Raw genomic sequence first — 19191 nt, forward strand, 5'->3', positions numbered from 1 at the left:
GACTGGAGCGCGCCTACCCGAAGTTTGGGTCTCAGCTTCGTAACATCTGCCCCAATGGCAACTTCAGTATCACGAGTAGCGGGTCTGCTTGCGGCCGTGGCGTTGGGCGTGGGCCTCGTGGGGTGTACACCCCGGCCGAGCGGGCCCGAGTCGACCGCCGAAAAATTCTTCGCCGCGCTGGCCACCGGCGACACCACCGCTGCAGCGGAGTTCGCCGACCATCCCGCCCAGGCGCGCCAAGCGCTCAACCAAGGCTGGGCTGGACTGCAGGCCACGCACCTGGACACCCAGATCCTGGGCTCCAAGTACACCGAGGACACCGGCGCCATCACCTACCGCTACACCTGGCACCTGCCCAAAGACCGGACCTGGACCTACGACGGCCAGCTCAACATGGTCCGCGACGAAGGCCGCTGGAAGGTGCGCTGGAGCGCGACCGGGCTGCACCCGTCACTCGGGGAGAACCAGAGCTTCACGCTGCGCGCCGACCAACCACCGCGCGCGTCGGTCATCGAACGCAGCGGCACCGAAGTACTGGTGCCCGGCTACCGCTACAGCTACGCGCTGGACGCCAAGGCGGCAGGGGAGGCGTTGATGCCGACCGCCCACGCCGTCGCCGAGGCGCTGCACCCCTTCGACCACACCATGGACCCGCAGCGGCTCGCCGAGTTGGCCAGCTCGTCGAAAGAGCCGCTGCAGCTGATGATCCTGGCGCAGGCCGACCACGACCGGGTCAAAGGCGCCATCGCGGCGCGCCCGGGGGTGGTGATCACCCCGCAGGCCGCGTTGCTGCCCACCGACGAAAAGTTTGCGCCGGCCATCATCAACCAAGTCCGAAACGCGGTGCAGGGCGAACTCGACGGGCAGGCGGGCTGGCGGGTGGTCACCGTCAACCAGAACGGGGTCGACGTCGACGTGCTGCACGAGGTGCCCGGCGAACCGGCGCCGTCGATCAGGATCAGCCTCGACCGGGTCGTGCAGGACGCCGCGCAGCAGGCCGTCAACACCACCGGCAAGCAGGCCATGATCGTGGCGCTGCAACCGTCCACCGGTGAGATTCTGGCGGTGGCGCAGAACGCCGCGGCCGACGCCGAGGGCTTGATCGCCACGATGGGCCTGTATCCGCCCGGTTCGACGTTCAAGATGGTCACCGCGGGCGCGGCCATCGAACGCGATATGGCCACGCCGAACACGCTGCTGCCGTGCCCGGGGACCATCGACATCGGGCATCGCTCTGTTCCCAACTACGGCGGCTTCGACCTGGGCACCGTGCCGATGTCGCGGGCGTTCGCGAGTTCGTGCAACACCACGTTCGCCGAACTGGCCAGCCGGATGCCGCCGCGCGGGTTGACCAAAGCGGCCGCCAAATACGGCATCGGCACCGACTTCGACATCGAGGGGCTGACCACCGTGACCGGTTCGGTGCCGCCGACGGTGAACCTGGCCGAACGCACCGAGGACGGCTTCGGCCAGGGCAAGGTGTTGGCCAGCCCGTTCGGCATGGCGCTGGCCGCAGCGACGGTCGCGGCCGGCAAAACCCCTGTGCCGCAGCTGATCCAGGGCCGCCCGACCGAGGTCAACGGAGACCTGGAGCCGATCGGCGACAAGATCCTCGAGGGGCTGCGGCCGATGATGCGGCTAGTGGTGACCAACGGCACCGCCGAAGGTCTGCAGGGCGCCGGTGACGTGCGCGGCAAGACCGGTGAGGCGGAGTTCGCCGGCGGATCGCATTCGTGGTTCGCCGGCTACCGCGGCGACCTGGCGTTCGCGGCGCTGATCGTCGGCGGCGGATCCTCGGAGTACGCGGTGCGGATGCTCAAGGGCATGCTCGACGGACTGCCCGCGCACTATCAAGCCTGAGTAGCCTGTCGGAAGGGCTATGACAGGGATCGACGACCACGCCTTCATGCGGGTATCCGACGCCGACCGCAGCGGCACGTTGCGGCGGCTGCACAACGCCGTCGCGCTGGGGCTCATCGACATCGACGAGTTCGAAGAGCGCTCGGCGGCCGTCGCGCAGGCCCGGCTGCACTCCGACCTCGAAGCGCTGGTCGACGACCTGCCCGGACCCGGTGCGATCGTCACCTCGGCCACCGACCGAGTGGAACTGCGCGGGGTGCTGGGCTCGCTGAAGCGCCACGGCGAGTGGACGGTGCCGACCCGGCTGGCGCTGCGCCGCCGGATGGGGTCGATCGATCTGGACCTGACCCGGGCACGGTTCGCCGGCCCGATGGTCGTCGTCGAGCTCGATCTCAGGTTCGGCGGGCTGGACCTGCGGCTGCCCGACGGCGCCAGCGCGTCGATCGACGACGTCGAGGTGCTCGTCGGCAGCGCACGCGACCACCGCAGGGACGCACCCGCCGAGGGCAGACCGCATGTCGTGCTCACCGGCAAGGTGGTGTGCGGATCGGTCGACATCCGCGGGCCGCGGCGACCGTGGCGGTTCGGCCCGTTCGACCGTTAGCGCCGAAACAGCTGGGAACCGATGCGCGCCAACCGGTCCCAGCCGGCGGGGCGGGCGACCAGCTTACCGATCAGCGGGGTGGAGTCGAAGTACGACACCCGTTCGGCGATCAGGCCGCCGGTGAACGTGAACCGGTCGACGGCGTCCCAGGAGATCGGCTTGCCGCCGTAGGTTCCGCTGAGCGTGAACTCGATGAACACCGCGTGGTGGCCGTGTGCGACCCGGCGGACGTCGGCGTGCAGATCCGGCATCAGGGCGAACAGCCGCTGAAACGCCTCCAGGCAGGCCTGCTTACCGCGCAGCGTCCCCATCATCGGCTGGCTCAACACGATGTCCTCGCGCCACATCGCCTCGTGTTTGGCCAGGTCGGGGCTGCGCCAGGCGTCGGCGAAGCGCTCGGCGAACCTGGCGGCGAACTGGGCGTCCACCTCATCGATCGTCATCGCCACCGAATCTAACCCGACGCTCCGACTATTCTGGCGTCATGCCTGTTCGCACCGCTCTTCGCCCCGGCGAGGTGTCACCGACCCTGCCGGTGCCCAAGCACATCGCCCGCCCGGAGTACGTGGGCAAGCAGACGGCGCGCGAGGGCAGCGAACCGTGGGTGCAGACCCCGGAGGTGATCGAGAACATGCGCATCGCCGGCCGCATCGCCGCCGGTGCGCTGGCCGAGGCCGGCAAGGCCGTCGCCCCGGGTGTGACCACCGACGAACTGGACCGTATCGCCCACGAGTACATGGTCGACCACGACGCCTACCCGTCCACCCTGGGCTACAAGGGCTACCCGAAGTCCTGCTGTACGTCGCTGAACGAGATCATCTGCCACGGCATCCCGGACTCGACGGTCATCGAGGACGGCGACATCGTCAACATCGACGTCACCGCCTACATCCACGGGGTACACGGGGACACCAACGCCACCTTTTTGGCCGGCGACGTCGCCGAGGAGCACCGCCTGCTGGTCGAACGCACCCGCGAGGCCACCATGCGCGCGATCAAGGCCGTCAAACCGGGCCGGCAGCTGTCGGTGGTCGGCCGGGTTATCGAATCGTATGCAAACCGGTTCGGCTACAACGTGGTTCGTGATTTCACCGGCCACGGCATCGGCACCACCTTCCACAACGGTCTGGTGGTGTTGCACTACGACCAGCCCGCCGTGGAGACCGTGCTGGAACCCGGGATGACGTTCACCATCGAGCCGATGATCAACCTCGGCGGGCTGGACTACGAGATCTGGGACGACGGCTGGACCGTGGCGACCAAGGACAAGAAGTGGACCGCGCAGTTCGAGCACACGCTGGTGGTCACCGACGACGGCGCCGAGATCCTGACGTTGCTGTGACCGCCTTCCCGCGAGCCGCCTTCCCGCGAGCAGCCATAGAAGGCCCCATTTCGGCCTCGAGAAAGGGCCTTCTGCGACTGCTCGCCATCAGAACATGAGCGGCGCGCTGCTGGTGGCCGGCACCACATCGGATGCCGGCAAGTCGATGGTCGTCGCGGGGCTGTGCCGGCTGTTGTACCGCAAGGGCATCCGCGTCGCGCCGTTCAAGGCGCAGAACATGTCCAACAACTCGGCGGTCACCGTCGACGGCGGCGAGATCGGGCGCGCGCAGGCCGTGCAGGCCCGCGCCGCAGGGCTGGCCCCGCACACCCGGTTCAACCCGATCCTGCTCAAACCGGGCAGCGACCGCACCTCACAGCTGGTGGTGCGCGGCCAGGTGACCGACACCGTCAGCGCCAGGGACTATTTCAGCCATCGCGAGCGGCTCGCAGGCGTGGTGGTCGACGAATTGCAGCAGCTACAAAGCGAATTCGACGCGGTGATCTGCGAAGGCGCCGGTTCACCGGCCGAGATCAACTTGCGGGCAACCGATCTGGCCAACATGGGGCTGGCCCGGGCGGCGAACCTGCCGGTCGTCGTGGTCGGCGACATCGACCGCGGGGGTCTGCTGGCCCACCTCTACGGCACGGTCGCGGTGCTCGACGGCGCCGACCAACGCCTGATCGCCGGGTTCGTCGTCAACAAGTTCCGCGGCGATCCGGCGTTGCTGGCGCCGGGCCTGGATCAGTTGCAGCAGTTGACCGGTCGGCCGACCTACGGCGTCATCCCGTATGCCGACGGGCTGTGGCTGGACACCGAGGACTCCGTCTCGGTGCTGGCGCATCAGGTGCTCGGGGATCCGCAACCGCCGCGCGGCACGCAGTGGCTGCGGGTCGGCGTGATCCGGTTACCGCGCATCTCCAACTCAACCGACGTCGAGGCGCTGGCGTGTGAGCCCGGCGTGCTGGTGCGCTGGGTCGCCGATCCCGCCGACCTGGCCGACACCGACGTGATCGTCATCCCCGGCAGCAAGGCCACCGTCGCCGATCTGGACTGGCTGCGCCGACGCGGGCTGGCCGGGCCCATCAGCGCGCACGCCGAAGCCGGTAAGCCGGTGCTGGGGGTGTGCGGTGGCTTTCAGATGCTGTGCCGACGCATCGACGATCCCGTGGAGTCGGGGACCGGCGCGACCCGCGGTTTGGGCCTGCTCGACGCCGACGTCGTGTTCGCACCCGACAAGACCCTGCGCCACCACGACGCTCCGCTGCACGGCTACGAGATCCACCACGGCCGGCTCACCCGCTGCGCCGCCGAGGACTGGCTGGGCGGTACGAACGCTGTGGGCGTGCGGCGCGACATGGTGTTCGGCACCCACTGGCACGGGCTGCTCGACAACAACGACGTTCGGCGGCAATGGCTTTCGGAGGTGGCGGTGGCCGCGGGCCGGACGGGGTTCGTGGTCGCCGACGACGTCGACGTCCGTGCGCGCCGCGATGCCCAACTCGATGTGATGGCCGACCTGCTGGCCGCCCACCTCGACGTCAACGCCGTGCTGGATCTGCTCGACGGTGACCCGCCGCCCCGCCCGACGATCACCGCGAAGCTGGCACCGTGACACTGCGCGTCGTCGCAGCAGCCGTCGTCGCCGCGACGCTGGCCGGGTGCGCACACCACATCGCAGGCACCCCGACGTGGCCCGGTGCCCGGCTGGACAAGGTGCTGCTGAGCGCCGCCGACTTTCCGCCCGGTGTGCAGTACGAGCGCATCACCGAGGGCGCCGGTGAGCCCGAGGGCGGGCTCACCGCGCCGTCCATGGTGTCCAAACCGGCGGGCTGCTCGGACGGTCTGACCCGGGTGATCGCCGACTCCGGTGAGCGCGGCCCGGGCAGCGCCGCCGAGTACCTCGTCGGCTATGACGGCGCCCGGATGGTGATCACGGTGCTGACCTGGCCGCTGGATCTGGACCGGCTGGCCGCCACCGCCGAGCGCTGCGCCCGGTTCGAGACGTTCTTCGACCCGTCGGAGCCGGGCATACCGATCACCACCACCAAGGTGGTGACGCCGCGTGCGCAGGCGTTGGTGTACCAGCAGACGATGCGCCTCGGCGACGTGGACAACAGCGTCTACTTCTCGTTCGAGAACGTCGGCCCGATGGCGGTTTTCGGTGTCGCCTTTCCCACCCCCAACCCGACGGTGCCGGTCAAAGCTTCGCTGCCCCAGACTTTTCTGGATCTGACAGCCAAACAGGCGCAGCGCATCGAGGCGGTATGACCCCGCTGTTCGTCCAAAGCAAAACCCGCCCGTGGCCGGGCTACCCGCGCTAGCGTGGCCCAGTGCCGTCCTCCATGGTCACCGTCGACGGATTCAGCGTGCCCGTCCTGGTCTCCGGCCCCGACAAGGGGTCGGTGGTGCTGCTGTTGTGCGCGGCCCATCACTCGCCCACGGCGTACGAGGCGGTGTGTCAACGGCTGCACACCGCGTCGCTGCGGACCATCGTCGTCGGCGCCGATCCGCGGCTGACGGCCAAATCGGTGATCGGCATCCTCGACGCGCTCGCGGTGAAGTGGGCGCTGCTGGTGGGGGACCGCGTCGGCGGCGAGTTGGCCTGGGAGCTTGCTGCCACCCGGCTGGACCGGTTCATCGGGCTGGTGGTGATCGACCGCGGCCACCCGTGTGTGGCCGACGTGTCCGGGGTGGTGCGCGACGAGCACTGCCCGCCGGTGGAACTCAACACCACCGCGCTGGTCAGCTCGGCGGCCTCGCGGTCGGTGACCCGGGCCAGCCAGCGCTACGTGTACGGCGACTTTCGGATCGTCGACCTGCTGGGCCGGCGCAACGCCGAGGACTCGACCGCGCAGTTGGCCGCCGAGATCGTGATGCGCTCCAGCACCTGGTAACCCTCAGGGGGTCGGTGACTCCTCCGGCATCCACGCCGACGGCAGCGCGGGGCTGCCCGGGAACAGGAAGTCGACGAAAGCCTTTGCGGTGGGCTGAGGCTCATGGTTGGCCAGCCCGGGACGCTCGTTGGCCTCGATGAACAGGTAGTCCGGTTTGGTCACGTCGGGCACCAGCAGGTCGATGCCGGTCACCGGGATGCCGATGGCGTCGGCGGCCTTGACCGCCACCTCGCCCAGGTGCGGGTGCACCTTGGCCGTCACGTCGTGGATCGTGCCGCCCTGGTGCAGGTTCGCGGTGCGGCGCACCCGCAGCCGGTGGCCCTCGGGCAAGACGTCGTCAAACGACCAACCGGCTTCGCGCACGGTGGCTACGGTGACGTCGTCGACGGGGATGCGGGATTCGCCGCCGGTGGCCGCGGCCCGGCGCCGGCTCTGGGCCTCGATCAGTTCTTGGATGGTGTGGTGGCCGGTGCCGAGGATCTCGGCGGGCATCCGCAGCGCGGCGGCCACGACCTTGCCGTCGATGACGACCAGCCGCAGATCGTCGCCCGCCCCGCGCTGTTCGATCAGCACCTCCGGATGCTGTTCGCGGGCGCGTGCCAGCGCGGCTTCCAGTTCTTCGGGGGTTTCGATGCCGACGGTGATGCCTTTGCCCTGCTCGCCGCGGGTCGGCTTGACCACCACGTCGCCGACCTCCTCGAGGAAGGCGTGGTCGCGTTCGTCGTAGGTCGCCAGGCGGCCGCGGGCCACGACGATGCCGGCGTCGGACACGATGCGCCGGGTCAGCCGCTTGTCGTCGCAGCGCGCCATCGCCACCGCGGATGTGAATTCCGACAAGGATTCTCGCGTGATCACGGTGCGTCCGCCGTGCGACAGCCGCATCTCACCGGATTCGGCGTCGAGCACCTCCACCCAGATTCCGCGGCGCATGGCCTCGTCGGCGATGATCCGCGCGTACGGGTTGAGGTCGTCGACGGTCTCGGGCGGATGGGTGAACAACGGCTCGTTGATGGCGTTCTTGCGTTTGACCGCCATCACGGGCACGCGTTCGAACCCCAGCTTCTCGTACAGCGAGATCGCGGCGTCGTTGTCGTGCGCAACCGACAGGTCCATGTAGGCGCGGCCGCGGTCGCGGTACAGCGCGGCCAGCGCGCCGGTCAGCGCGGCGCCGACGCCGGGAAGGCTGGATGTGGGGTCGACGGCCAGGGTCCACAGGCTCGAGCCGTCCTCCGGATCGGAGAACAATCGCTTGTGGTCGACGCCGGTGACCGTGCCCACCACCGCTCCGTCGTCGTCGCGCACCGCGAGCAGGTAGTCGACGGCCGGTTGCTGCTGGTGGTTGCTCCAGATGACGTCGACGCGCGCGGGCACCATGCCGCACTGCGCGTAGACGCGGTTCATCTCGTCGGCGTCTTCGACACTTTCCAGCCTGCGCAGCCTGAACCCGTTGGCGGCGACGGTGGGCGCGTCGACCTCGGTGAAACGCAACCGGTAGGTGTGGCTCGGGTCGATGAACAACTCGGCGGGCGCCTTGGCGATCAGCACGTGCGGTTCACGGGCGTAGATGCAGATGTCGCGCCGGCCGGGGCCTTCCTGGCGCAACACCTCGGCGAGCTTTTCGGGCTCGGCGAACGTCTGACCGAACACCAGTCGGCCCCAACCCATTTCGACCACGACATCGCTGGCCATGGCGTCGACCAGGTGTTGCGGGGAGGCGTCGTGCAGGCCGAGCGTGATGGCTTCGGTGTGGTCCTCGCTCTGCGGGCGCGCGGCGTTGCCGTCGAGCCCGGTCACGCCGCGGCCCCGTTGATACCGTGCTTCTGCAGCCACAGCTCCAGCAGCGCGATCTGCCACAGCTCGTTGCCACGCAGCGGGGTCAGTCGTCCGTTCGGGTCGGCCAGCAACCGGTCCACGGACTCGGGCCGGAACAGCCCGCGCTCCTTGGCCGCGGGCGCGTAGAGGGCGTCGCGGATCAGGTCCAGATACGGGCCCTCCAGATGCGTCAGCGCCGGCACCGGGAAATACCCCTTCGGACGGTCGATGACGTCGGCGGGGATCACCCGCCGGGCCGCCTGCTTGAGCACACCCTTGCCGCCGTGGGCGATCTTGAGCTCCGGCGGGCAGCTGGCGGCGAGCTCGACGAGCTCGTGGTCCAAGAACGGCACGCGGCCTTCCAGCCCCCAGGCCATCGTCATGTTGTCGACGCGTTTGACCGGGTCGTCGACCAGCATCACCGTGGTATCGAGCCGCAGTGCCCTGTCGATGCCGGTCTCGGCGCCGTCGTGCCCGAAGTGTTCGGCGACGAAGGCGCCGCTCGGGTCGCCGTCGGCGAAAAAGGCCTGGGTCACCAGCGCGGCGATGCCGCCGGGCTCGCGGTCGAAGAACGCTTGGCGGTAGCGGTCCACCGAACCCTGCAGCGGCCCGGCTTCGGGCTCTCCCATCGGCGGATACCAGTGGTAGCCGGCGAACACCTCGTCGGCGCCCTGCCCGGACTGCACCACCTTGACGTGCTTGGCGACTTCCTGGCTGAGAAGGTAGAACGCCACGCAGTCGTGGCTGATCATCGGTTCGCTCATGGCGCCGATCGCGCCGTCGAGCGCGGGCAGCATCCGTGCGGTGTCGATGTGGATCTGGTGATGGTCGGTGTCGAAGCGTTCGGCGACGATGTCGGAGTAGCGGAACTCGTCACCTTTGACCCCGCCCACCGATTCGAACCCGATGGAGAACGTCGCCAGCCCGTGTTGGCCGGCTTCGGCCAGCAGGCCGACGATGAGGCTGGAGTCCACGCCGCCCGACAGCAGACACCCCACCGGCACGTCGGCGACCAGGCGGCGGTCGACGGCGACGCGCAGCGACTCCAGAACCGCGTCCTCCCAGTCGCGTTCGGACCAGTCGGCGCGGTCGGCCCGCCGGGTGAAGTCCGGTGTCCAGTACGTCGTCATCTTCGTGGCGCCGTCGGGCTCGATCGCCACCAGGGTCGCGGGCGGCACCTTCGTCACGCCGCGCAGGATCGTGCGCGGCGGCGGCACCACGGAATGGAAGCTCAGGTAATGGTGCAGGGCGACGGGGTCGATGCGGGTGTCGACATCGCCGCCGGCCAGCAGCGCGGGCAGCGACGACGCGAACCGGACGCGCGCCGAGTTCTCGGTCAAATACAGCGGTTTGATGCCGAGGCGGTCGCGGCCGAGCAGCACCCGGCCGCTGTCGCGTTCGGCGATCGCGAACGCGAACATGCCGTGCAGGCGCTCGACGAACCGGTCACCCCAACGGTGGTAGCCCTTGAGCAGCACCTCGGTGTCGCTGTGGGAGAAGAAGCGATAGCCGTGCTCGCTGAGTTCGCGGCGCAGCTGCTTGTAGTTGTAGATGCAGCCGTTCCAGGCGATCGAGAGCCCCAGCTCGCCGTCGACCATGGGCTGACCGCCTGCTGCCGAAAGGTCGATGATCTTCAGGCGTCGGTGGCCGAACGCCACTCTTCCCTGGGACCACGCCCCCGCAGCGTCGGGACCCCGCGGTGCCATCGCCTGGGCCATGGCCGAGACGGCGGCAATGTCGGGTGTCTGGCCGTCGAGACGTACCTCGCCGGTGGCTCCGCACACGTATTCGACCCTACCCGTTGCGCGCCGGTGCGTGCTGCCGGTGGGGGTGCCCTCGATCCAGCCGCAGCCGTCGAGCCGCCACCTTGTGGCGCCGAGATCGACGTAATGGCGGGATTTACTCGTACGTGCCCGCCCGTTTGTCCCTTTCGGCGGAGATGGCGGAGGGGCGGCGGGGGGCTAGTCGGTGCGGCCCTTGAGGATCTCGTCTTCGATGGTGCCGCCGAGGCCCTCGGCCTCCGGGTCGAAGCCGTGCAGCCCGCCGGTGACCGCGTACTCCTCCTCGGGGGAGAGCACCAGTCGGTGTCGGGTGTACAAGCCGAACACCAGCAGCCCGATCGCGTAGAACACGACGATGGCGATGATCGCCGGGCGGTACGTCGGGTTCAGCAGCACGCCGACGAACGTGACCGCCGCGATGACCAGCGCGACCACGGCGCCCCAGATGCCCGTCGGACTGACCCACGGCCGCCGCGCGGTCGGGAACTTGCGGCGCAACAGCACGAAGGACACCATCTGCAGCCCGTAGGCGAGCACCGCGCCCCACACCGCGATGTTGAGCACCACGTCACCGGCGCCTTCGTTGTAGTTCACGATGACCAGCGCGATGAACCCGATCACCGCTCCCGCGACCAGCGCCACATAGGGGGTTTGCCGAACTCCGGTGAGCGACAACGCTTTCGGATAATACCCGGCGCGACTCAGCGAGTACATGTTGCGGGCGTAGGCGTACATGATGCCCTGCAGGCTGGCCAGCAGCCCGATCAGCGCGAAGCCCGACAGGACCGCGGCCCAGCTGGCCGGCAGGAACGCGCGGAAGCCGTCGAGCAGCGGTTCGTCGGATCCACCCAGTGCCGCCGAGCCCGTCACCGCCGGGTTCAGGAAGAACACGATCGAGCCGGTGCCGATCAGCGTGATCAGACCCCAGATGCCCGCCCTCGGAATGTCCCTGCTCGGGTTGTGCGACTCTTCGGCAGCCAGCGGCAGCTCTTCGATGCCCAGGAAGAACCAGATCGCGAACGGCAACGCGTAGAGGATGCCGACGACGCCGAAGGGCAGGAATGAGCTGGAGCCGGCCGCAGCCGCATCGGCCGGGATGTCAAGCAGCTTGGTGAAGTCGACGGCGCCGTTGGCGATGGCCAGGATGCCGAACAGCACCAGGATGCCGATCGAGATCACCGCGACGACGATGGCGAACTTGAAGGAGACCTCCGCGCCCACCGCGTTCAGCCCGACGAACAGCGCGTAGAGAATGATCCACCACACCCAGCCGGGCATGGTCAGGCCGAACAACTCCGTGGTCACCGCGTCGGCGTAGGTCGAGGAGAAGTACACGATCACCGCGGTGGTGAAGACGTACTCGATGGTCTCGGCGAAACCGGTGACGAAGCCGCCCCACGGGCCCATCGCAGCGCGGGCGAACGAGTAGGCGCCGCCGGTGTGCGGCATCGCCGCGGCCATCTCGCCGATGGAGAACAGCATCCCGAAGTACATGACGATGATGACGACGGAGGCGATCGCCAAACCGCCCCAGCCGGCTTCCCCGATGCCGAAGTTCCAGCCGGAGAAGTTGCCGGAGATGACCGCCGCCACGCCGATACCCCACAGCCCCCAGAATCCCGCGGTGCGCACCAGCTTGCGTTTCTCGAAGTAGTCGGCACCGGCCTGCTGGTAGGAGACGCCTCCTGAGGACTTGCGCTTCTCGTCGGCCATGCGTTCTCCCGTTGTCGGCGATGTGGGCCATCCGGAGAATAAACTCGATAAAGGTCTGATGTCCTACCTTTGGAGTGACAAACCCGTTAACTGGTCGAAGTGAAAACCAGGCTGGCAAGCTTCAATGGTTGACTGGTCGTCATCTCTCGTCATAGTGGAGGCCGAGGAGGCTGCGGATGAGCACTACTGCAGGGATGTTGTCGCGCGCCGACCTCGAGCGGCTGGTCGCCGCCGGCGACATCGACACGGTCATCGTCGGGTTCTGCGATATGCAGGGCCGGCTGACCGGTAAGCGGGTGTCGGGCCGGCTGTTCGTCGAAGAGGTCGGCGAGCACGGCGCGGAATGCTGCAACTACCTGATGGCCGTCGACGTCGACATGAACACCGTCGATGGCTACGCCACCTCGAGCTGGGACACCGGCTACGGCGACATGGTGATGACGCCGGACTTCTCGACGCTGCGGCACATCCCGTGGCTGCCGGGCACCGCGCTGGTGATCGCCGACCTGTGCTGGCACGACGGCAACCCGGTGACCGCGGCGCCGCGCAGCGTGCTCAACCGCCAGATCGACCGGCTCGCCGAGAAGAACCTGGTGCCCTACGTCGGCACCGAACTCGAGTTCATGGTGTTCGACGACGGTTTCCGCCAGGCGTGGGCGAAGGGGTACCGCGAGCTGACGCCGGCCTCGGACTACAACGTCGACTACGCGATGATGGCCTCGACGCGGATGGAGCCGCTGCTGCGCGACATCCGGCTGGGCATGACCGGCGCGGGCATGTACTGCGAGGGCGTCAAGGGCGAATGTAACCGCGGCCAGCAGGAGATCGCGTTCCGCTACGACCACGCGCGGGTCACCTGTGACAACCACACGATCTACCGCAACGGCGCCAAGGAGATCGCCGATCAGCACGGCAAGAGCCTGACGTTCATGGCGAAGTTCGACAAGCAGGAGGGCAACAGCTGCCACATCCACATCTCGCTGCGCGATCAGCAGGGCACGCCGGTGTTCGCCGACCCCGATCAACCGCTCGGAATGTCGGCGATGTTCCGCAGCTTCATCGCAGGCCAGCTGGCGACGATGCGGGAGATGACGCTGATGTTCGCGCCGAACATCAACTCCTACAAGCGTTTTGTCGACGGCAGCTTCGCGCCGACGGCGATCGCCTGGGGCATCGACAACCGCACGTGCGCGCTGCGAGTGGTCGGTCATGGCCACGGCATGCGGATGGAGAACCGCACGCCCGGCGGTGATGTGAACCAGTATCTGGCGGTGGCCGCGCTGATTGCCGGCGGCATGTACGGCGTGGAGCGTGAACTGGAACTGCCGGATCCGATGCAGGGCAACGCCTATACCAGCGGCGCGGAGCGGCTGCCGACGACGCTCGCCGAGGCCGCCGAGCTGTTCGGCAAGTCCGAGGTGGCGCGCGCGGCGTTCGGCGACGACGTCGTCGAGCACTACCTCAACAACGCCCGGGTGGAGTTGGAGGCGTTCAACTCCGCGGTGACCGACTGGGAAAGGGTGCGCGGTTTTGAGCGGCTCTGATTCCGTCCGCCCCGTCCTCGGGTTGACCACCTACCTTCAGCAGGCCCAGACCGGTGTCTGGGATGTGCGGGCCAGCTTTCTTCCGGCGATCTACCTCGAAGGGGTCACCCGGGCCGGCGGTATCGCGGCGCTGCTGCCGCCCCAACCCGTCGACGACGACATCGCCGATCGGCTCCTCGACGGCCTCGACGGGCTGATCATCACCGGCGGGCGAGATGTCATGCCCGCCAGCTACGGCCAGCAACCGCATCTCACCACCGACGCCGACTCCGCCGACAACCGCATCCGCGATACGTTGGAATTCGCGCTGGTCCGCGGCGCGCTGCGGCGCGGTATGCCGCTGCTGGGGATCTGCCGCGGCGCCCAGGTGCTCAACGTCGCGCTGGGCGGCACCCTGCATCAGCATCTGCCCGACGTGGTGGGCCACACCCACCATCAGCAGGGCAACGCGGTGTTCTCCACGTCGGCGATACGCACCGTGCCCGGCACCCGGCTGGCCGCGTTGATCGGCGAATCCTCCGATGCCCAGTGCTACCACCACCAGGCCATCGACCGGCTCGGGGACGGGTTGGTCATCAGCGCCCAGGACGCCGACGGTGTCATTGAGGCCGTCGAAATCCCCGGGGAGAACTTCGCTTTGGCGGTGCAGTGGCATCCCGAGGAGCGGCTCGACGATCTGCGGCTGTTCGCCGCTGTGGTACAGGCCGCCGCCGGGTTCGCGACCGAAAGGGTGAACGCATGACGACGTCGCAGATCATCAACCCGGCCACCGAAGAGGTGCTGACCACCGTCGAGCAGACCGACGTCGCAGGCGTCGACGACGCGGTCGCCCGCGCCAAGGCCGCCCAACGGGGGTGGGCGCGGCTGGCCCCCGCCGAGCGGGCAGATGCGCTGCGGGCGTTCGCCGACGAGGTGGACGCGCACATCGACGAGCTGGCCGCGTTGGAGGTGGCCAACTCCGGACACCCGATCGGCAACGCCGAATGGGAGGCCGGACACGTGCGCGACGTGCTGCGCTTCTACGCCGGCAGCCCGGAACGTCTGTCGGGCAAGCAGATTCCGGTGGGCGGCGGCCTCGATGTCACGTTCCACGAACCGCTGGGGGTAGTCGCGGTCATCACCCCGTGGAACTTTCCGATGACGATCGCGTCGTGGGGGTTCGCCCCGGCGCTGGCCGCAGGCAACGCGGTCCTGGTCAAACCCGCCGAATGGACCCCGCTGACCACGATCCGGCTGGGGGAGTTGGCGGTGCAGGCCGGGTTGCCTGCCGACCTGCTCTGCGTGCTGCCCGGCAAGGGTTCGGTGGTGGGGGAGCGGTTCGTCACCCATCCCGATGTGCGCAAGATCGTGTTCACCGGTTCGACCGAAGTCGGCACCGGCGTGATGGCCGGCGCCGCAGCACAAGTCAAACGCGTCACCCTCGAAATGGGCGGCAAGAGCGCCAACATCGTGTTCGACGACTGCGATCTCGAGAAGGCGGCTGCTACCGCACCGTACGGCGTGTTCGACAATGCCGGTCAGGACTGCTGTGCGCGTAGCCGGATCCTGGTACAGCGCAACGTCTATGACCGCTTCATGGAGTTGCTGGAGCCCGCCGTCAAGGGTGTGGTGGTGGGCGACCCACGCGCAGAAAAGACCGAGATGGGGCCGCTGGTGTCCAAGACGCACTTCGACACCGTCGCGTCGTTCGTTCCCGACGAGGCGCCCGTCGCGTTTCGCGGTCACGCCCCGTCAGGACCCGGCTACTGGTTCCCGCCGACCGTGTTGACGCCGCAGCGCACCGACCGCACCGTGCGTGAGGAGATCTTCGGCCCGGTGGTCACCGTGTTGGCGTTCGACGACGAAGCCGACGCGATCGCGCTGGCCAACGACACCCCGTACGGGCTGTCCGGATCGATCTGGACCGACAACCTGTCGCGGGCGGTGCGGGTGTCGCGGGCGGTGGACGCCGGCAACCTGTCGGTCAATTCGCATTCGTCGGTGCGCTACCACACCCCGTTCGGCGGGTTCAAGCAGTCCGGTCTCGGCCGCGAACTCGGACCGGACGCGCCGCTGTCGTTCACCGAAACCAAGAACGTCTTCTTCGCAGTCGAGGAGAGCTGAATGGATTTGTCTCAGCGGCTCAAGGACAAGGTCGCTGTCGTCACCGGCGGGGCGAGCGGTATCGGGTTGGCGGCCGTCAAGCGGATGCGCAACGAAGGCGCGATCGTCGTCATCGGCGACGTCGATGCAACGGTCGGCCAATCCGTCGCCAACGATCTCAATGTGACCTTCGTACAGGTCGATGTCGCCGATCAGGTGGCAGTGGATCGGTTGTTCGACACCGCTTTTGAGGTTCACGGCGCGGTCGATATCGCGTTCAACAACGCTGGTATCAGCCCGCCCGAAGACGACCTCATCGAGAACACCAGCGCCGACGCCTGGGACCACGTGCAGGACGTCAACCTCAAGTCGGTGTTCTTCTGCAGCAAGGCGGCCCTGCGTCACATGGTGCCCAACCAACGCGGGTCGATCATCAACACCGCGTCGTTCGTCGCGGTGATGGGTTCGGCGACCTCACAGATCTCCTACACCGCATCCAAGGGCGGCGTGCTGGCCATGTCGCGTGAACTCGGGGTGCAGTATGCGCGCCAAGGCATCCGGGTCAATGCGCTGTGCCCGGGCCCGGTGAACACCCCGCTGCTACAGGAATTGTTCGCCAAGGACCCGGAGCGCGCGGCCCGACGCCTGGTTCACGTGCCGGTCGGCCGGTTCGCTGAGCCCGACGAAATCGCCGCCGCGGTAGCGTTTTTGGCCAGTGACGATGCGTCGTTCATCACCGCCTCGACGTTTCTGGTCGACGGCGGCATCAGCGGCCACTACGTGACCCCGCTCTGAGCCCATGACCGCGGATCCAGATGCTCCATTGGTCAGCGAGGCGCTTCTGCGGCCGGTGCGGCTCGGCAACGCATTCGAAGACACCGTCGCTCGGTTGCTGCAGACCATCAAGCTGGGGGTGCTGCAGCCGGGCGAATCGCTGCCGCCCGAACGGGAACTCGCCGCGCGGCTGGGTGTCAGCCGCGACACCGTGCGCGAGGCGATCAGATCCTTGGCCGACGCCGGCTACTTGGTGTCGCGGCGCGGTCGCTACGGTGGCACGTTCCTTGCCGAAGAGTTGCCCCGGCACCGCGATGACGCCGACGAGGTGACCCGCGCCCAGATCGACGATGCCGTGCGGCTGCGCGAGATTCTCGAAGTCGGCGCGGCCCGGATGGCCGCGAGCCGCACGCTGGCTGCCACGGAACGTGAAGTGCTGTGGGCACGTCTGACCGATGTCCGCGCCGCCGCCCCGGACGATTACCGGCGGCTGGACTCCCGCCTGCATTTGGCCATCGCCGAAGCCGCGGGGTCGCCGTCGCTGGTACCGGTGCTGGCCGAGAACAGAATGCGCCTCAACGCGCTGTTGGACCAGATTCCGTTGCTGCCCCGCAACATCGCCCACTCCGACGAACAGCACGAGGCGGTCGTGATAGCGATCCTGGCGGGAGACGCCGAAGGCGCCGCGGCTGCGATGCGCGCGCACGTCGAGGGATCGGCCGCCCTGCTGCACGGCTTCCTGGACTAGGGCTGACGCCGCCGTAACGTGGTTTTCGGTCCCGACTGGATTAGATTGTGGGTAGTGGAAACGCAGAGCGATCAGTCAAAGGTGGAACGGGCGGCGTCGGCGCTGGCCGATGTCGACGCCGCGGTGTGGACTCAGCGTTTCGACCTGCTGTCCGACACGCACCGGCTGGAGATTTTGCTCTGCCTGCACCGGGCGCCGGGCATCTTCGTGGGCGACCTGGCCGCCGCGCTGGGCAGGTCGGAAAACGCCGTGTCCCAAGCCCTGCGCGTGCTGCGCCAGCAGGGTTGGGTCAGCTCGACACGGGTCGGGCGCTCGGTCAGCTACCGACTCGAAGACGAGATCGTGCACGACCTGCTGCACTGGATCGGCGCCCGGCACGGCTGAGAGCCGTTCCACGCCTCCTCGGCGCGTAAACCCCGCATTGGCGACTGTCACCTGCGCATTTCATCGCCGCTTCAGCGTCGTTGAACGTACGCGGACCACCGTTGAGCCATCAGATGGCAACGCTGGGCTGCGGCCGGCATGACGTTTTGGAGATGGCGATGGTCAAACGCATGGGACTCCTCACGAAGTCCGATATCCGTCACGGCGTCTACGTCGGGCGCGTCGGGGTGCTCGCGGTCGCGCTCGGCGTGTTCGCGCTTGCACCGGCGTCCGGAGGGACGCCAGAACTGCGATCGACGACAACGGCGAACCCGGCTGCGGCGGCGTCTACGCCGTCGGTAACACGGGTGCCGGTGCCCGCACCCGTGGTCGCACGAATACCGTTGCGATCGATCACGCCTGTGCCGTCGGCCCCGGTATCTCCGGAACCGGGCGGCGGGGGTGCTCTCGCTTCGATCCGCGCCGACGACGACGCTTCACCGCGGGCTCAAGTTGCCGGCCATACGGCGCTCGTGTTCGCCACCGCGGCGCGCACTCCCGCGCGAACCGTCGTACACACTCGAAAGTCCGCGACGGCCCTACCCGCGGCCAGCGGCCTCGCGCCCGGTCGCGATCCGATCAGCGCGATGATCGGTGTGTTCATCAGCAACGGCGACGAACCAGGTGAGAACGGTGGCCTGTTGATTGGCAACGGTGCCGATGGCGGGCCGGGGCAGAACGGCGGTCGCGGCGGGTTGCTGATGGGCAACGGCGGCAACGGTGGAAACGGCGTGTACGGCCAGCGCGGCGGTGACGGCGGACAGGCCGGGTTGTTCGGCAACGGCGGCAACGGTGGTCTCGGCGGAGCGGGTGCACGCGGTGGTGACGGCGGTAACGCGGTGCTGTTCGGCAGTGGTGGCGACGGCGGGCACGGCGGTGCCGCGGTCGGTTCGAACGTCGCCAGCGCCATCGGCGGCCACGGCGGAAACGGCGGAAACGGCGGCAACGGCGGCGTCATCAGAGGCAATGGCGGTCGAGGTGGAAACGGCGCGTTCGCGCAAACCGACAAGGGCGTCGCGACCGCCGGAACCGGTGGCAACGGAGGCGCACCCGGGACGGTCGGCAACGGCGGTGCCGGTGGCAACGGCGGCAATGCGGTAACCATCAGCGGCACCGCCAATCCAGGAGCGGGCGGCAACGGCGGCGACGCCAAGGCGCTCGGCGACGGCGGCAGCGGGGGTGACGGCGGCGATGGGACCGCTGCCGGGACCGGCGGACTCGCCGGCGGTAACGCCGGAGGAAACGGCGGCGACGGCGGCACGCTTTCCGGTGCAGGGGGCAACGGCGGCGCGGGAGGCGATGCAACGAGCGTCTCAACGCGGGCCGCAGGCGGCACCGGCGGCGAAGGGGGGCACGGTGGTCCGAGGTTCCCGGGTGGTCGCGGCGGCGACGGCGGCGGGGCCAAGTCCACCACAGGCCAGGCCGTCGGGGGTGACGGCGGCGACGGCGGTGACGGCGGTGCGGGGGCTGCAGGCGGAACGGGCGGCACCGGAGGCACCGGAAACGGAAATCCGACGAGCAAGAACGGTGCCAACGGCAGCAACGGCGCCGCGGGCTAGCGCCGCAGGCCAGCGGCCCGGTTACCCCCCGAAACCGGCCCCGGGGCGTCGGCAACTGAGGGACGCTGTATCC

17 protein-coding genes are annotated in these 19191 nt (G+C 68.6%); 13 read left to right on the forward strand and 4 right to left on the reverse strand.

Features of this window, described 5'->3' with window-relative positions; translation table 11 throughout:
- Window positions 1-54 precede the first annotated feature (54 nt).
- Window positions 55-1860, forward strand: a complete 1806-nt coding sequence (locus ABQE93_RS14755) for a penicillin-binding transpeptidase domain-containing protein (RefSeq protein ID WP_448408316.1) — start codon at window positions 55-57, stop codon at window positions 1858-1860.
- Window positions 1861-1879: 19 nt separating this feature from the next.
- Window positions 1880-2464 (forward strand): DUF1707 SHOCT-like domain-containing protein, encoded by a 585-nt coding sequence (locus ABQE93_RS14760; RefSeq protein ID WP_448390908.1) that lies wholly within the window; start codon window positions 1880-1882, stop codon window positions 2462-2464.
- Here the strand turns inward: ABQE93_RS14760 and ABQE93_RS14765 are convergent.
- Window positions 2461-2907 (reverse strand): nuclear transport factor 2 family protein, encoded by a 447-nt coding sequence (locus ABQE93_RS14765; RefSeq protein WP_448408314.1) that lies wholly within the window; start codon window positions 2905-2907, stop codon window positions 2461-2463. The two genes, ABQE93_RS14760 and ABQE93_RS14765, sit on opposite strands and share 4 nt — an antisense overlap.
- Window positions 2908-2948: 41 nt before the next feature.
- Between ABQE93_RS14765 and map the strand changes: the two genes are divergently transcribed.
- The 4 genes from map (at window position 2949) to ABQE93_RS14785 (ending at window position 6682) form a co-directional block, all read left to right on the forward strand.
- Window positions 2949-3806, forward strand: a complete 858-nt coding sequence (gene map, locus ABQE93_RS14770; protein ID WP_448408312.1) for a type I methionyl aminopeptidase — start codon at window positions 2949-2951, stop codon at window positions 3804-3806.
- Between the two features lie 94 nt (window positions 3807-3900).
- Window positions 3901-5400 carry a cobyric acid synthase gene (locus tag ABQE93_RS14775; protein WP_448408310.1) on the forward strand — a complete coding sequence of 500 codons (1500 nt, stop codon included), beginning with the start codon at window positions 3901-3903 and terminating at the stop codon, window positions 5398-5400.
- Window positions 5397-6056: a hypothetical protein gene (locus tag ABQE93_RS14780; RefSeq protein WP_448408308.1), complete on the forward strand. Its 660-nt coding sequence runs from the start codon at window positions 5397-5399 to the stop codon at window positions 6054-6056. Before ABQE93_RS14775 ends, ABQE93_RS14780 begins: the two co-directional genes overlap by 4 nt.
- 74 nt (window positions 6057-6130) lie before the next feature.
- On the forward strand, window positions 6131-6682 hold the full coding sequence (locus ABQE93_RS14785; protein WP_448408699.1) for an alpha/beta fold hydrolase: 552 nt from the start codon (window positions 6131-6133) through the stop codon (window positions 6680-6682).
- A gap of 3 nt (window positions 6683-6685) precedes the next feature.
- Here ABQE93_RS14785 and ngg read toward each other — a convergent pair whose 3' ends face one another.
- From ngg to ABQE93_RS14800, 3 genes are all read right to left on the reverse strand, one after another.
- Window positions 6686-8476, reverse strand: coding sequence for an N-acetylglutaminylglutamine synthetase (gene ngg, locus ABQE93_RS14790; protein WP_448408306.1), 1791 nt, complete (start codon window positions 8474-8476; stop codon window positions 6686-6688).
- Window positions 8473-10278 carry an N-acetylglutaminylglutamine amidotransferase gene (locus ABQE93_RS14795; protein WP_448408305.1) on the reverse strand — a complete coding sequence of 602 codons (1806 nt, stop codon included), beginning with the start codon at window positions 10276-10278 and terminating at the stop codon, window positions 8473-8475. Before ABQE93_RS14795 ends, ngg begins: the two co-directional genes overlap by 4 nt.
- 177 nt (window positions 10279-10455) lie before the next feature.
- On the reverse strand, window positions 10456-11988 hold the full coding sequence (locus ABQE93_RS14800; RefSeq protein WP_448408303.1) for an amino acid permease: 1533 nt from the start codon (window positions 11986-11988) through the stop codon (window positions 10456-10458).
- 176 nt (window positions 11989-12164) lie between these two features.
- Between ABQE93_RS14800 and ABQE93_RS14805 the strand changes: the two genes are divergently transcribed.
- The 7 genes from ABQE93_RS14805 (at window position 12165) to ABQE93_RS14835 (ending at window position 19118) form a co-directional block, all read left to right on the forward strand.
- Window positions 12165-13532: a glutamine synthetase family protein gene (locus tag ABQE93_RS14805; RefSeq protein WP_448408302.1), complete on the forward strand. Its 1368-nt coding sequence runs from the start codon at window positions 12165-12167 to the stop codon at window positions 13530-13532.
- Complete coding sequence (locus ABQE93_RS14810; protein ID WP_448408300.1) at window positions 13519-14274, forward strand: gamma-glutamyl-gamma-aminobutyrate hydrolase family protein; 756 nt, start codon at window positions 13519-13521, stop codon at window positions 14272-14274. The genes ABQE93_RS14805 and ABQE93_RS14810 overlap by 14 nt, the downstream gene beginning before the upstream one ends.
- Complete coding sequence (locus ABQE93_RS14815) at window positions 14271-15635, forward strand: aldehyde dehydrogenase family protein (RefSeq protein ID WP_448408298.1); 1365 nt, start codon at window positions 14271-14273, stop codon at window positions 15633-15635. The genes ABQE93_RS14810 and ABQE93_RS14815 overlap by 4 nt, the downstream gene beginning before the upstream one ends.
- Window positions 15636-16409, forward strand: a complete 774-nt coding sequence (locus ABQE93_RS14820; protein WP_448408296.1) for a 3-oxoacyl-ACP reductase — start codon at window positions 15636-15638, stop codon at window positions 16407-16409.
- A gap of 4 nt (window positions 16410-16413) precedes the next feature.
- Window positions 16414-17136: a FadR/GntR family transcriptional regulator gene (locus ABQE93_RS14825; RefSeq protein ID WP_448408294.1), complete on the forward strand. Its 723-nt coding sequence runs from the start codon at window positions 16414-16416 to the stop codon at window positions 17134-17136.
- A 54-nt stretch (window positions 17137-17190) separates the two neighbouring features.
- Window positions 17191-17520, forward strand: a complete 330-nt coding sequence (locus tag ABQE93_RS14830) for an ArsR/SmtB family transcription factor (RefSeq protein WP_448408292.1) — start codon at window positions 17191-17193, stop codon at window positions 17518-17520.
- 170 nt (window positions 17521-17690) lie between these two features.
- Window positions 17691-19118, forward strand: a complete 1428-nt coding sequence (locus tag ABQE93_RS14835) for a PGRS repeat-containing protein (RefSeq protein ID WP_448408291.1) — start codon at window positions 17691-17693, stop codon at window positions 19116-19118.
- Window positions 19119-19191: the final 73 nt, after the last annotated feature.

Source organism: Mycolicibacterium sp. XJ662, assembly GCF_053484035.1.